Below are 14,569 nucleotides of genomic sequence, written 5' to 3'. Positions count from 1 at the left end.
GGGACACTCATTCACTGCTGCCACAATACCGCAGTCCAACCACAATACTATTCCTTACCTTTGGCCGCTAAAAAATAGCTTGTCATGGAATTCCTGAAAGAATTAGGTATTGCTGATAAAAACCTGGGCACTTCTACCGGGTCCAACTGGATCAATACCACCGGATCTGTAATCAACTCTTATTCTCCTGTTGATGGCAACCTGATCGGATCGGTGGTCGAAACAGATAAGGCCGGTTATGAAGAAGTGATTCAAAGCGCCGCAGCCGCCTTTATTGAATGGCGCACCTGGCCGGCTCCAAAACGTGGGGAGATCGTTCGGCAGATCGGTGAAGCTCTGCGGGCAAAGAAGTCAGCACTTGGCCAGCTTGTTTCCTACGAAATGGGCAAGAGCCTCCAGGAAGGCCTTGGCGAGGTGCAGGAAATGATCGATATCTGCGACTTCGCGGTTGGTCTTTCCCGCCAGTTATACGGACTATCCATGCACAGCGAAAGGCCCGGCCACCGGATGTATGAACAGTGGCACCCACTGGGCATAGTTGGCGTTATTTCCGCCTTCAACTTCCCTGTTGCGGTATGGGCCTGGAATTCCATGCTGGCCTGGGTCTGCGGTGATGTCTGCATCTGGAAACCCTCCGAAAAAGTTCCCCTCTGTTCAATAGCCTGCCAGAATATTGTGAATGAAGTCTTCACCAGGAACCTGGTTCCGGAAGGCGTGAGCACGATCGTAAACGGTGGTCGTGAACTTGGCGAATGGCTGGCAAGCGATACCCGCATTCCACTGATCTCTGCAACCGGCTCAACACGCATGGGCAAGGCAGTGGGTGCCGCAGTGGGTGCAAGACTAGGGAAAAGCATACTCGAACTCGGCGGCAATAATGCAATTATAATTTCAAGTGAAGCCGATCTTGATATGGCATTAATAGGTGCAGTATTTGGGGCTGTGGGTACGGCAGGACAAAGATGCACATCAACCCGCCGCCTGATCATTCACGACTCGGTATATGATGCTTTCCGCGATAAACTGGTAAATGCATACAACCAGCTTCGGATAGGCGATCCGCTCGACCAGCACAACCACGTGGGACCGCTCATTGACCGGGATGCAGTCCGCCAATACCAGGAATCCATCGAAAAGTGCAAACAGGAAGGCGGCAATTTCATCGTTGAAGGCGGTGTACTCGAGGGCGACGGCTACGAAAGCGGCTGTTATGTAAAGCCCTGCATCGCCGAGGTGAAAAACCACTTCGCCATAGTTCAGCACGAAACCTTCGCTCCCATCCTTTACCTGATCAGGTACAGCAATATCGACGAAGCAATTTCGTTTCAGAATGATGTGCCACAGGGACTCTCATCCGCCATTATGACCCTAAACCTGCGCGAGGCAGAACAATTCCTGTCGCAGGCAGGTAGTGATTGCGGCATTGCAAATGTTAATATTGGCACAAGCGGCGCAGAGATCGGTGGCGCGTTCGGCGGTGAAAAGGAAACGGGCGGTGGCCGCGAAAGTGGCAGCGACGCCTGGAAAGCGTATATGCGCCGGCAGACCAACACAATTAACTACACGCACAAGTTACCACTGGCCCAGGGCATTAAATTTGATATTTAAGAAAATTATAATCGATCTTCTCGTGAATGGCATACAAGATGCTAAAATTACGGGAACGGTAAACCACATGACCCGAATTGGCGTCTATTTGTATTAATTAAACTCGCACTGCATGAAGCATTTTCTCTTCCTGTCTGCCGGACTTGTTATGGCTACTCTCAGTTTCAACCCGGCAAGCGGACAAGGTACAACCGCACCTTTGAAAAAGGAACTCCCCAAAGGATGGCATCTTTCAGACAAGACCACAGATGGATTTTACGGGATCAGCATGGACAAAGCCTATGAATTTGTTAAAGGTAAAACGTCCAAAACCGTAGTGGTTGCGGTGATTGACTCCGGAATTGATACCCTTCATGAAGACCTGAAACCGATTTTGTGGGTTAACCCGAAAGAAATTCCCGGTAACGGCATTGACGATGACAAGAACGGCTACGTGGATGATATCCATGGATGGAACTTCCTTGGCGGGAAAGATGGTACGAATGTGAAGCAGGACAGCTACGAAGGTGCCCGTGTGTATCACAGGCTGAAGGAAAAGTATTCTGCTCCGGGCTTCGATGCTTCCAAACTGCAGGGCGAAGAGAAGGATGAATACGAAATGTGGAAAAAGGCTAAAGAAAGAGTGGAAGGTGATGCCGGCGGCGGTGGCGCTGACCTCCTGTTCCTGAAACGTGCACTCGAAAGCAGCCAGAATAATGACAGCATCCTGACCAAGGCGATGGGAAAAGACACCTACACCGGGAAAGACCTCGAAACCTGGGTTCCCAGCACATCCGAAGCTCAGAAATCAAAGGCCGGTATGCTGTATATCTTCAAGGCCTTCAATATGATGGAAACCAGCAACAAGGAATTCCTGGAAGGATTTGAGGATTATGTTAGCGGTGAAGAAAGAAAGAAGGAAGCTGCAGAAAAAGCTCCAAAGGACTACCGCGGTGAAATTGTAAAAGATAACTACTACGATTTGAACGATCGCTTCTACGGTAATAATGATGTAATGGCGGGCACTCCCTACCATGGAACACACGTTTCCGGTATCATTGCAGCAAAGCGCGGCAATGACCTGGGTATGGATGGTGTTGCCGACAATGTACGCATCATGATGATCAGGGCCGTTCCTGATGGCGATGAGCATGATAAAGATGTGGCCCTTGCTATCCGTTATGCGGTTGACAATGGCGCAAAGGTGGTGAACATGAGCTTTGGTAAGAGCTTCTCTCCTGAAAAGAAATGGGTTGATGAAGCCGTTAAATATGCCGAATCAAAAGGCGTATTGCTGGTACATGCTGCAGGAAACGATGGAGCCAACGTGGATGAAGTGGACAACTTCCCCAACGCGAACCTCCGCGCCGTGAAGGAGAAAGCCAGCAACTGGATCACAGTTGGCGCCAGCAGCGATCCGCTTTCCGAGCCTGGTTTCAGCAGCTATACAGCATCGTTCTCCAACTACGGTAAGAACGAAGTAGATGTATTTGCTCCGGGCACGAAGATCTATTCAACAATTCCTGGCGGGAACACTTATGGTAACCAGCAGGGAACCAGTATGGCAAGCCCGGTTGTAGCAGGAGTAGCAGCATTCCTGTTAAGCTACTATCCTACCCTCACACCTCAGGAAGTGAAAATGGTGATTGAAAAATCAGCTACCCCTCCTGCAGAAAAGGTGAAAAAACCCGGTTCCGAAGACATGGTATTCCTGTCTGAGATCAGCAAGTCAGGTGGTTTCCTGAATGCCTACGAGGCAGCGAAACTCGCCGAAACCATTAAGGGCACGGCTCCTTCAAAGAAGAAGGCACCCAAGTCCAAGCTGAAGCAGGGCTCACGAGGATAATCCTCACTTCAAAGAAATTCCGTTTTTTCAACATATTTTACCCGACGGGTGGCACCCGACGGGTAATTTTTTTTTGTTACTCTTCAGTGTATTCATAAGAGACCTGGTAACCGGTTCCGATTGTCATGGCAAGCGGATATCCCTGGGTGTTATAGGAATAACCGTAGGTTTCTGTTCGTCCATCCGCAGCTGTCTGAAGGGGGTTATTTATTCCGGCTAAATACAAGGGGCTGGTAAGCGTGGTTGTGTACAAGCTGTTGCCAGTAAGGTACATCAGTGATGCAGGTGTCATCAGGCGGTAAGGATTTTTTCTTCCATCGTTCTTTTCAACCGAATGCCGCTTTACCTTTCCGTTGACCTGGTGGTCGAGATATGCAAGGCCACCCTGGGCGTCATAAGTATACTGGACCAGTTCTTCGTACGGTTGATCGTCAACCTGGTCATGTAAATACTTGCGTATTGATCGCAATTGCTGGCCTTCAAAATTGAAGTACACATATGCTGTGTCAATTCCTCCGTTTGTTGCTTCAGTGGATTGGTCCCACCTGATCGTACTTCCATCTGCTTCCCATATCATTACATTTACCTGGGTTGATATTTTCACACCATTACTCCTGAAACTGGTGGCTTTGTTGACCAGGTCACCTTTGTATTCAAGTTGAAAATAGGTGCCCAGGTTGAGATAGGTAACACGGGTGAGCTGTCTTTTGTCGTTATACACGTAACCAAATGAATCAATGATCTTCTGGCCGTCAGCAAGTGTAGTCTGGAAAATTCGTTTAGTCATCAGCAATCCCGGAGTTTCACCAACTGGATTAATGGGAACGTTTACCGGGTCTTTTGAGCAGGAAATAAAAAAGAGCAGCACTGATGTAGCAGAGAGTACACGAGTTATCATAGATAGGGTTTAGACGCCAAATATAATGCAGCAATTAAATTTTACTAATTTCACTTGAAATAATTTATCGTTATGAAGCAGCCATACAACCTCGTCTATGGAGATTTCTATAAGCATTATGTAAGCCTGGTGCAGGACAAATCCGTAAGGAAAGCAATCAAAAAAAACACCCAGGACTTCCTCCAGCTGCTCGACGACATCCCTGCTTCAAAGATTGACTATGCGTACGCTGATGGGAAATGGACGATCAAGCAACTGGTCCAGCACATCATCGACGCAGAGCGCGTTTTTTCATATCGCGCACTCCGGATTGCCCGCTATGATGAAACTCATCTTGCCGGTTTTGATGAGAACACCTGGGCCGAAAGAACTGATGTCTCAGCCCGCGGCTGGAAAGACATGATCCGCGAATTCAGGCAACTGCGCAAAAGCAATGAACTGATGATTGATGATTTCAACATCGAACAACTCAACTCAACAGGTACTGCAAGTAATCACCCGGTAAGCGTAGCCGCACTTTGTTATATCATGGCAGGCCATGTACAACATCATATGAACATCTTAAAGGAACGTTACCTGTCGAAGAAATAATTCAAATAAAAAAGCAACCCCGTAAGGTTGCTTTTTTGTTCAGGTCATGATCCTGGTCTATAGAACTCGTTTAGTCGTCACCTTTCACCTTCAGGCTGCTGGGCTGCTGCTTTCCGCTCTGCGCCAGGTTCTTCTGGTACACCATGTCGTTCACAGCATTGATCGCTTCATCGAGATAAATATCGTTACGCAGGTTTTTCTTCCACGCCTTGTAACGCTCGAGCTTGTCGGTATCTGAAGCGAAACGGTCTTCATCGCCTGGTACACTTTCCACATCAAGTTCGCGGGAAAGTTTGTACAGGGTTTCGATCTGCTTCACAGTTGAGCTGATCTTCTTTTTATTCTCACGGAATTTTGCGAGGTTCAGAGAATACACTTTATCATTCTGCTCTGCCAGCCAATCCGTATTCGTTTTGATCAGGTTGAAAGCAGGATTATTGTTAACCCGGGTCTGGCTGTTGCGGCTCACCATCGCGAGGTCGTACGGAGCCTTCCAGGTTGTATAAGGAGATCTTGATACTTCATCCCATGGCAATGCATCCGGATCATCTTTCTCGCGCACTTTGGATTTCTCCAGTACGTCAGGAATCACGATGTCGGAACTCACCCCTTTCAGCTGTGTTGATCCACCATTGATCCGGTAGAATTTCTGCAGCGTAAGTTTGATGGTTCCCAGTTCACTGTTGGATGAGAACATACCGGTTTCTTTATCGAGGCCGATATTGCGTTGAACAGTACCCTTACCGTAAGTAGATGTACTGCCAAGCACCACACCACGTTTGTAATCCTGGATTGCAGCCGCAAAGATTTCAGACGCAGAAGCACTGAATTCATTAACCATAACTGCAAGCGGACCATCATATAATACGCTCTTATCGCGATCTTTCAGAACACTTGGTTTACCATCGCGGTCTTTCACCTGCACGATCGGTCCCTCTTCGATAAAGAGACCAGCCATCTGCACCACATCATACAGGGAACCACCTCCATTGCTGCGCAGGTCCATGATGATGCCATCAACCTTCTGTTCTTTCAGCTTAATAATTTCTTTTGCCACGTCAACCGCGCAACGGTTTCCACGCGGGTTATCGAAGTCAGCATAAAATTCTGGAAGGAATATATAACCAACCTTGCTCTTGCCATTCGCTACAATTGCGCTGCGGGCAAAGGTCTCGTCCTGCACAATTTCATCACGGATAATTGAAACCACTTTTACGCTTCCGTCCGTCTTGCGAAGAGTAAGCTTCACTTCGGTTCCTTTTTTACCCCTGATCAGTTTCACCGCATCTTCCACGGCAAAACCAGTGAGGTCAACAGCCTCCTCGTTGCCCTGGGCAACTTTCAGTACCACGTCACCAACAGTCAGTTCACCTGTTTTCCAGGCTGGACTTCCGGTCAGCAGGGAAGCAATTTTAATATTGCCTTCTTCTTCGCGCAGTGAAGCACCGATCCCGAAGAAACGGCCACTCATCTGCTCATCGAAATAGCGTTTATCAACCGGCGGGAAGAAAGTGGTGTGGGGGTCCATTGTATTGGTCACGACGTTCACATACTGGTTGAACCTGTCGTCGTCGCTGTATTTCAGTTTCAGCCGGTCGAACATCCTGTTCGTGATCTTAGTTACTTTATCGCGGGCTTCCTGCTCCAGTTCCTGGTTGGACTTCGCTACAAAACCTGCCTTGCCCTTTGACTTCTCCTGTGTTTCCAATGCATCGGAATATCTTTCCAGCACCAGGTATTTCAGGCGCTTCCGCCAGCGGTCTTTTCTTTCAGCCTCATTTTTGGGGAAGTCAAGCTTTTCAGCGTCCATGGTAACGGACTCGTCCGTATTGAATTCAAAAGGCTTGCTCAGGATCTCTTTTGCCAGCTGCTCAACTTCAAGCACCCTGCTCTTGAAGATCACAGACACTGCCGGCACAAACTCCACATTTCCGCCATTGATCTCGTCATCGAGCTTTGTTTCATACTTTTTCAGGGAAGCCAGGTCAGACTGGAGAAAGATATTTTTCTCCCCATCGATAGCCGGCAGGTATTTAGCGAAGATCTCCTTTGAAAATGCATCATCCACTTTTTTTGGACTATAGTGGACCTGCTGGAGGATATCACCAATATTATGCAGGATCTTCTCATATTTTCCCGGAGGCGCCGATCTGTCTGTTCCACTCGAACTAAACCCAATGAAAAGGGCACAGCACAACACGATCACCAGCACGGGTAAGCTTCTTTTACTAAACATAAAGTCAACCAGTTTTTGCATTGTACCAAAAATAACGATTAAATGACCAGCCTTGTTGCAGGCCGGGGCAATTAACATGTGATTGTGATGAACGGAAATACAGATTTTTTTTTACAGCCTGAGCAGTGATTCATTTTTTTACTTATTTTTGCCACCCCTTCTGAAACAATTATTTTTGAAGTGGAAACGGAGGTTGTAGCTCAGCTGGTTAGAGCATCAGATTGTGGTTCTGAGGGTCGGGGGTTCGAAGCCCCTCAATCTCCCTGAAAGGCCCCCACTGCGGTGGGGGTTTTTAATTTTTATCTCTATGAACTACTGGCTTTTCCTGATACCACTGATCTCCGCATTCATCGGATGGTTCACCAACTGGATCGCAATCAAAATGCTCTTCCACCCCCGCGAGCCTAAAAAGATCCTCGGCATTACATTCCAGGGCATCTTCCCCAAACGCCAGAAAGTATTTGCTGAAAAACTGGGCCGCCTCGTAAGTGAAGAACTGGTTTCGTTTGACGATATCTCCCATAAGATCACCGACCCGAAGAACATAGACCAGATGATCCCCTTCGTCGAAGACCATATTGACAATTTCCTTAAAGTGAAACTAAAGGAAGCGATGCCAATGGTGAGCATGTTCATTGGCGAAAAGACGATCACCCAGCTGAAAGGAATCTTTATGGAAGAACTGCGTACACTCTTCCCTATGATGATGGAAAAATATGCCACCGGGCTGCGCGACCAGCTCGACCTGGAACATATCGTAGTGGAAAAAGTGAGCAGGTTCTCCAGCGACAAACTGGAAAAGATCCTGCACCAGATCATGTCGAAGGAGTTCGTGTTTGTAGAAGTGATCGGAGGCGTGTTAGGATTCATCATCGGACTGATACAAGTTGCAATCACACTGGCGACCAGTTAATAAGTAATCCTTTCCGGTTGCTCTTCAATCTTTTTTAAGCAGTTGACTTGTGAACCGGGTACTATTTTCGCCACCCACCAAATTCACTAATTGCTTTGTTCGCCCATTGCTTTATTCGCCGGCCCATAGCCGTATCAGCAAGGACGCCGTATCACCGGCTCCCCTATTCGCAGACCGCCCCAGGGTCGCAGGTCGCCTATTCACTTATTGACTCATTCACTCATTGACTTATCGACACAATCGCACTGTATATATACATCCCCTTACCATTCATCAATTTGTCGGGTAACTGTCATGAACAAATGCAGAACTTCGCCGCACTCAGAGAAAACCGTAATAATGATTAAACAGATCTTTTTTATCCTTACCCTCCTGGCCTGTACAACCCTCAGTGCCCAGGTTCCGGGCGGAATGCCCCAGGGCGCACAACGTGGCGCCGGCGGGGGAATGAATATCGGCCGCTTTTATGGCCGGATCATCGATGGCACATCGGGCAGTAACAAAGGCCTCGACGCCGCTTCCGTACAACTTATCCAAAGCAAATTCGACACACTCAGCAAGAAAAGAAAGGATACCATCATCGCTGGTATGCTTACAGATAAAAGAGGGGAATTCAGTTTTGAAGGACTGCCAATCGCAGCAAGCTTCCGGCTGAAAGTAACCGCTATCGGGTTCAAAACTATTGAACAGAAAGTTGGATTCGAATTCAAACCTGGCGGCGATATGCAGCGCGCCATGAGTGCGATGGACAAAGACCTCGGTAATATCAAACTCGAAGCAGATCCGAAACTGCTCGAGAACGTTACTGTAACCGCATCCAAACCACTGATGTCGATGGGAATTGACAGGAAAGTATACAACGTGGACAAGAACCTCGTTTCTGCCGGCGGTACAGCTGAAGACGTGATGCGTAACATCCCTTCCGTTTCGGTTGATATCGACGGGAATGTTTCCCTCCGTAACAGTGCCCCGCAGATCTTCGTGGATGGCAGGCCTACTACGCTTACCCTCGACCAGATCCCTGCCGACGCCATCGAAAGCGTTGAACTGATCACCAACCCTTCAGCAAAATTTGATGCATCGGGCGGAACCGCTGGAATCCTGAACATCGTGCTGAAAAAGAACCGCAAGGCAGGTTACAACGGCAGCATCCGTGCGGGCATTGACAGCCGCTTAAAACCAAATGCCGGTGCAGATATCAATTTGAAACAAGGCAAAGTGAACGTGTTTGCGAGCGCCAACTACCGCACCCGCAAATCGATCATGGATGGTAATACAAGTCGTACCACCTTTATTAAAGATCCCTACACGCACCTCAACCAGGATGACCGCAGTGAGAACGAAGGCAGCTTTATGTTCGGCCGTGCAGGCATGGACTATTTCATGAACAACCGGAACACCCTCGGCTTCGCTGTTAACCTCGTCCGCGGAAAGTTCGAGTTCGACAACAAGAGCGATATCCGTACAGACAGCCTGTTCAACACCGGCACTAAATCTTATTACAGCGACAGGCTTTCAGATGGCGATCGTGAGTTCCGCAACATGGGTTCGTCTGTTTATTATAAGCGCCTCTTCACCAAACCGGGCCGCGAACTTACTGCAGACCTCAACTTCAATAAAAGCAAGAACGATAACCTGACCAATATTGCGAACAACGTACTGGACGGACCAAACGGAAACATCACCCGCAGGTACGGCCAGCTGAATACCGGAAACGGCAACAACAGCAACCTTACTTTCCAGACAGATTTTGTAAACCCGCTCACCGAGACTTCAAAATTCGAAACCGGGCTGCGCCTGATCACGCGCAAACAGGAAAGCGTAAACGATATCAGTGTGATCGGTAATAACGGCCAGATCATGTATGTGCCTGAACTGTCTTCACAATTCGATTACACGGAACGTGTTTATGCAGGTTACCTGACTTACACCGGCAAAGTGAGCAAGCTTGGTTACCAGCTTGGTTTAAGAGCCGAAAGTTCGGAGTATAAGGGTGAAATGCTGACCACAACTGCACCACCTGAAAGCAAGGATACCATGATGAACTACGGGAACAGCTTCCCGATCAGTTTCTTCCCGAGCGCGTTCCTTACCTACCAGCTGAATGACAATGATGAGCTTGCCTTCAACATCACAAGAAGGATCAACAGGCCGAATTTCTTCCAGCTTTTCCCTTACACCGATTATTCAGACACGCTTAACCTCACACGAGGTAACCCTGACCTGAAGCCGGAGTTCACGGCATCACTGGAATTCTCTTACCAGAAAAAATATGGTTCGGGCAACAGCTTCATTGCAAGTACTTATTACAAGCATACCACAAACCTGATCACGCGTAACCAGGTAGAAGACATCAACCCGTTCACCGGTAAGGAAGAGATTGTCATCAGCTATATCAACGCTGATTACAGTTACATCACCGGGCTTGAACTGATTGGCCGCAACAAGCTCACCACCTTCTGGGAACTGGTGACAAACTTCAACCTGTACCAGTCGAAGATCAATGCGAACCAGCCGGATATTCCTGACCAGGAAGCCATCACCAGCTTTTTCGTTAAGGTGAACAACAACATCAAGCTGACGAAACAACTGACACTGCAGCTTTCCGGTAACTATACGTCCAAGACCATTCTTCCGCCCGGCGGTGGCGGTGGTGGTGGAATGTGGGGCGCACCGCAGACCACGGCGCAGGGATATATCCGTCCACGCTACGAGGTGGAAGCAGCCCTCCGCTACGAATTCATGAAGGAAAAACGCGCCAACATCACACTGGCGATCAACGATATTTTCCGCACCAACATCAACGACACTTACAGCTCATCACCCGGCTTCGAGCAGAATACCTGGAGACTGCGAGATCCGCAGATTGTGCGCCTGAACTTCAGCTGGAGATTTGGTAAATTCGATACCTCGCTGTTCAAGAGAAAGAACATGCGGGCAGACCAGAACATGGGTGAAGGTGTTCAATTCTGATAATTAAAAGCCGGCTCATCGCTTATGACTACAGCATTTACCATCAGGGAAGCCGTAATGGCAGATGCGGAGGCGATCAGCCGGCTTTGTATTTCAGGGTTTTCGTATATCCATGAGAGTGGATTCCTCCCGGAAGATCTTACGGCCATCTGCGAAGAACTCTTTTCAACGGAACCTGTCAATGCCGATATGTTGCAGGGCGACAGGTTTTACCTCGTACTCGATACGCCCGATGGTGTCAAAGGCTGCCTGAGAATGGCGCCTCCCAGCTTGCACGATGCAAAGTTTGACCGCGGCGGATTCGAGCTATCACGTTTTTATATCGACGAAGAAATCCGGGGTGGCGGCTGGGGAACCAAAATGTTATCCATTGCCCACAAGCGTACCCGGAGCATGGGATTTGAAAGAAGCTGGCTGCACGTATTTATTCCAAATGCCCGTGCGCAGCAGTTTTACCTGCGGCATGGTTACCAGATGATGGGACAGGAAACATTGCATTTCCGCAACAGTGAGCCAACCGGGTATGTGATGATGAAAGATCTCCGCCAGGAAGTGTGTATCGCTGCCCCGTCTTCAGTCTCTTCTCCAATGGATTATTGAGCACCCTCGTAAGCTGAACGATCGCAGACACGAAAAAAACCAGCGCGACGATAAAGTTGATGGTCCGCTGCCCAGTGTTCAACCGCTGTACGATCCATTTGCCTCCGTAAATAAATAACAGCAGGCCGGTAACTGTTCCCACCCCGATACCAAGCGTATAAGCATTGAAATAAAAGCTGTCTGCTTTCAGCAAACCCGTACTGTACAGGTAGCTGCTCCACAAAAACCAGAACGGGATCTGCACCGGGTTTACAGCACTCATGCTGAGGCCGAGCCAGAACCTGTTCACCTTGTTATTCAGCAACAGGTTCTTCTGTTTGCTTTCCGCACGGCGCGACACCATGAAACTGCTAATTGCCAGTACCAGGAACAACACTACGGTCACCCATTCAAGAAAATAAAAGAACTTCCTGTTGGCAATGATCCAGTCAATTCCTTTAAGCGACAGGCGTACGTACAGGATCTCTACAATGGCAACCCCGAGGGCATAGGCAAGCGCGCGGCGGACGGTCTCCTGCACGGCTATCTGCATGGCCGCAATATTCAGCGTTCCCAATGGAAGACTGCCCAGGAAACTGATGACCATTCCTGCAGCGAAAATTTTGATGAAGCTAAACATACAACCGGGCGATCTTCTTCTCGAATTCGCTGTTCTCGCGGAACATCCTGCGACCTTCGCTGAAGCTCATATAAGGTATGCCTTTTTTGTGATTGCGACGGCTGATGCGGAACAAAATGTACCAGTGCCGGATGATCTCTTTCCAAGCGAAGAACAACGAATGCTTCGGATCATACATATGCGTCGGTTCTGCTCCGGCACCGTTCAGTTCTATTACAGAGTAAGATTTGCCCTGCTTCATCAGGTCCCAGCTTTCGAACCTGATGTCCAGCCTTCCATAATGAAACCCTTCGATCTGCCGGCAAAGCTCATCCATTGCATTTAACAATGCATCATCCGCGAGATGCGAATGATCAAGGAATTTTGCGCCCCGCGCATGATTGCCATATGGAACCAGTTCACGTTTCTCCCCTGCCTGCAACACTTCATTCAGCCTGCTTCCAAACATAATTTCAAGCGCGGGCAACTGAAGGATAAATCTTTTCTCCTGCATCACCAGTTCGCGCATGCTATGTACGCCATCACCGGTTACCGCAAGAAATTCCTTACTCACTATGCCGGTTATGCGCCCTTTGCTTTCGCCCGGCATCCGCACATAGAAAATTCCTACTTCGTTCGCAAAGGGTACATATTCCTGTACAAGGAAATCAAGCGCCGACTCCTGGCTATAGCCAACCAACTCTTCTTCGTTGTTCACCTTCCGGACCCCTCTTCCCCTTCCGCCGACATCGGGCTTTGCAATGAGCGGGTATTTCAATCCTGCAGTGCGAACAGCGTTTACCACGCATTCCCCTTTAGCTGGCAGTGCAAAAAATAAAGTACGCGGGTAAAAACCTTCCGGCAGCAGGTCGTAGATCTGCTTCTTCGACTCCATCAAAAAGCCACCGTTCATGATGGTGGGATTTGAAGCGGAAAAAAAGAAAAATGACCTGGCCCTGGCACAAAGTACAAGCCAGATGGGAATGATAGGGCCGTAAACTGTATTGAATGACCAGTATTCCCAGTGAAGAAGTTTTATAAAAAAAGGCTTGCGGAGCAGACTGTTGAGCAAATTCAAAAGTAAAAATTCAAAAGTGAAAATTAATTGACCAGTGAAAAGGAGAAACTGTGTTCTGCGTTGTCAAGCAGGTCGTGGTATTTCATTGTTCCTGACTTTGCAGTCATGTGGATGCTGGTAACACTGACCGTCTTCATGTGATCATCGCGGTTGATGACCAGCCCACAGTCGGAGCTTCCTTCCCCCGCGCTGTGGTGAAAGTCACGAATTTCATTCACTGTCGGCCGGCGATGGTTAACCCTCCATTCTTCAAACCAGCGTTCGCGCTGTTGACGCATTTCCGCATCGTACAGTGTAACCGAAGACCAGATCTGCGGTTCATCAACAGGAAGGTCTCTTACATGCTTTTCGGTGCCATCCCAGCGGGCTTCTGATAGTCTTCCTTTACCGTAAATCACCAGTGTGAATGGTTCTATATCCCGCAGGTCGTAATCGTAAAACGCAACGACCATATCTGCGCCTGAAACGATATCGAGGAATACCAGTCCACGGCTTCTGCCATATGCTGCTTCCGGTTTATGCTTCCGCCAGCCACCATTCAGCAGTACGGCCATTGATCCGTTTTCATTCAGGGCGATCCATGAACCGCCGGCCTTCGGATCCTTCGGGTACACCAGCGTTGAATTGCCAACCTTATATTCTGTGGGTGGAATAGCCCTCGCACGGGTTGTCTTTTCATCGCGGTTTGAAGTGATCACCACTCCTTCGCCCAACGGCAGGTAAGTTACTGTGCACATGCTTTCCGGTACTTCAGTGTTGAGGAAGCTACTCCGAATCCTTCGGGAAGGGAAATATTCGATACTTCAATTACTCCGACCTTGATGAGTGCCATATGATGAATGGCATGTTCAAGGTTATAGGCAATCTCACGGTAAAAATTCGTGTCTAAGTCAACTACTTCGTTGGTATTGTCGCAATAACCAGCATGCAGGATCAATGATTTATTCTCTCGCTGCAACATGTTATAGATCACCTGCAGCAGGCTGGTGGCCACTTCGCGGCTGGTTTCTATATTCACATCACGGTCCCGCTTCTCATAATTAACCACCCCTTCTTCAAATCCATTGATAAGGCATTGAAACATTTCAATGATGTGGCGGGTATGCTGGCCGATCGTGGAATGACTGAGCGTCTTGCATTGCTGTGTATACTGGTGATCCGACAAGAGAACCAGCGTAGCCGTCAATTGCCCGAAAACCTGGTGAACAGCGTGGAGTAAATGCATCCTTTTTTGTTATAGTTCCGAATA

The 14,569-nt window shown here is 48.5% G+C and carries 11 protein-coding genes, 1 tRNA gene and 1 pseudogene; 7 read left to right on the top strand and 6 right to left on the bottom strand.

Going from position 1 to position 14,569, the window contains the following annotated elements:
* The first annotated feature begins 84 nt into the window (after positions 1–84).
* Together amaB and OI18_RS15965 are read left to right on the top strand one after the other, a co-directional pair.
* Entirely contained in the window at positions 85–1,608 is a 1,524-nt protein-coding gene (amaB, locus tag OI18_RS15970) for an L-piperidine-6-carboxylate dehydrogenase (protein ID WP_039141577.1), read from the top strand.
* 112 nt (positions 1,609–1,720) lie between these two features.
* Positions 1,721–3,433: a S8 family peptidase gene (locus OI18_RS15965; protein ID WP_052273292.1), complete on the top strand. Its 1,713-nt coding sequence runs from the start codon at positions 1,721–1,723 to the stop codon at positions 3,431–3,433.
* A gap of 76 nt (positions 3,434–3,509) precedes the next feature.
* On the opposite strand, the gene OI18_RS15960 is transcribed toward OI18_RS15965, so the two are convergent.
* Positions 3,510–4,331 (bottom strand): hypothetical protein, encoded by an 822-nt coding sequence (locus OI18_RS15960; RefSeq protein ID WP_039141575.1) that lies wholly within the window; start codon positions 4,329–4,331, stop codon positions 3,510–3,512.
* A gap of 72 nt (positions 4,332–4,403) precedes the next feature.
* On the opposite strand from OI18_RS15960, the gene OI18_RS15955 reads away from it, so the two are divergent.
* Positions 4,404–4,922, top strand: a complete 519-nt coding sequence (locus OI18_RS15955) for a DinB family protein (RefSeq protein WP_039141573.1) — start codon at positions 4,404–4,406, stop codon at positions 4,920–4,922.
* Between the two features lie 70 nt (positions 4,923–4,992).
* Here the strand turns inward: OI18_RS15955 and OI18_RS15950 are convergent, their stop codons facing one another.
* On the bottom strand, positions 4,993–7,179 hold the full coding sequence (locus OI18_RS15950) for a carboxy terminal-processing peptidase (RefSeq protein ID WP_039141726.1): 2,187 nt from the start codon (positions 7,177–7,179) through the stop codon (positions 4,993–4,995).
* Positions 7,180–7,347: 168 nt separating this feature from the next.
* Here OI18_RS15950 and OI18_RS15945 point away from each other — a divergent pair.
* The 4 genes from OI18_RS15945 to OI18_RS25035 all read left to right on the top strand — a co-directional run bounded on the left by OI18_RS15945 (position 7,348) and on the right by OI18_RS25035 (position 11,644).
* Positions 7,348–7,421 (top strand) — tRNA-His (locus OI18_RS15945).
* 44 nt (positions 7,422–7,465) lie between these two features.
* Entirely contained in the window at positions 7,466–8,071 is a 606-nt protein-coding gene (locus tag OI18_RS15940) for a DUF445 domain-containing protein (RefSeq protein WP_039141572.1), read from the top strand.
* A 339-nt stretch (positions 8,072–8,410) separates the two neighbouring features.
* Positions 8,411–11,044: a TonB-dependent receptor gene (locus OI18_RS15935; protein ID WP_240312785.1), complete on the top strand. Its 2,634-nt coding sequence runs from the start codon at positions 8,411–8,413 to the stop codon at positions 11,042–11,044.
* 24 nt (positions 11,045–11,068) lie between these two features.
* A complete protein-coding gene (locus OI18_RS25035) occupies positions 11,069–11,644 on the top strand; it encodes a GNAT family N-acetyltransferase (protein WP_072039030.1) in 576 nt (191 codons plus the stop codon).
* A 28-nt stretch (positions 11,645–11,672) separates the two neighbouring features.
* Here OI18_RS25035 and OI18_RS25030 read toward each other — a convergent pair.
* The 4 genes and pseudogenes from OI18_RS25030 to OI18_RS15915 form a co-directional block, all read right to left on the bottom strand.
* Positions 11,673–12,230 (bottom strand): annotated as a pseudogene (locus OI18_RS25030) (LysE family translocator); the annotation flags it as partial.
* Between the two features lie 25 nt (positions 12,231–12,255).
* Positions 12,256–13,314: an ATP-grasp domain-containing protein gene (locus OI18_RS15925; RefSeq protein ID WP_152616853.1), complete on the bottom strand. Its 1,059-nt coding sequence runs from the start codon at positions 13,312–13,314 to the stop codon at positions 12,256–12,258.
* A 29-nt stretch (positions 13,315–13,343) separates the two neighbouring features.
* Complete coding sequence (locus tag OI18_RS15920; RefSeq protein WP_039141570.1) at positions 13,344–14,057, bottom strand: NRDE family protein; 714 nt, start codon at positions 14,055–14,057, stop codon at positions 13,344–13,346.
* Positions 14,045–14,545, bottom strand: a complete 501-nt coding sequence (locus OI18_RS15915; protein ID WP_039141567.1) for a DinB family protein — start codon at positions 14,543–14,545, stop codon at positions 14,045–14,047. Before OI18_RS15915 ends, OI18_RS15920 begins: the two co-directional genes overlap by 13 nt.
* Positions 14,546–14,569 lie beyond the last annotated feature (24 nt).

It is taken from the genome of Flavihumibacter solisilvae (assembly GCF_000814475.1).
Taxonomy (GTDB): domain Bacteria; phylum Bacteroidota; class Bacteroidia; order Chitinophagales; family Chitinophagaceae; genus Flavihumibacter; species Flavihumibacter solisilvae.
This window is presented reverse-complemented; position numbering and strand designations above follow the sequence as displayed.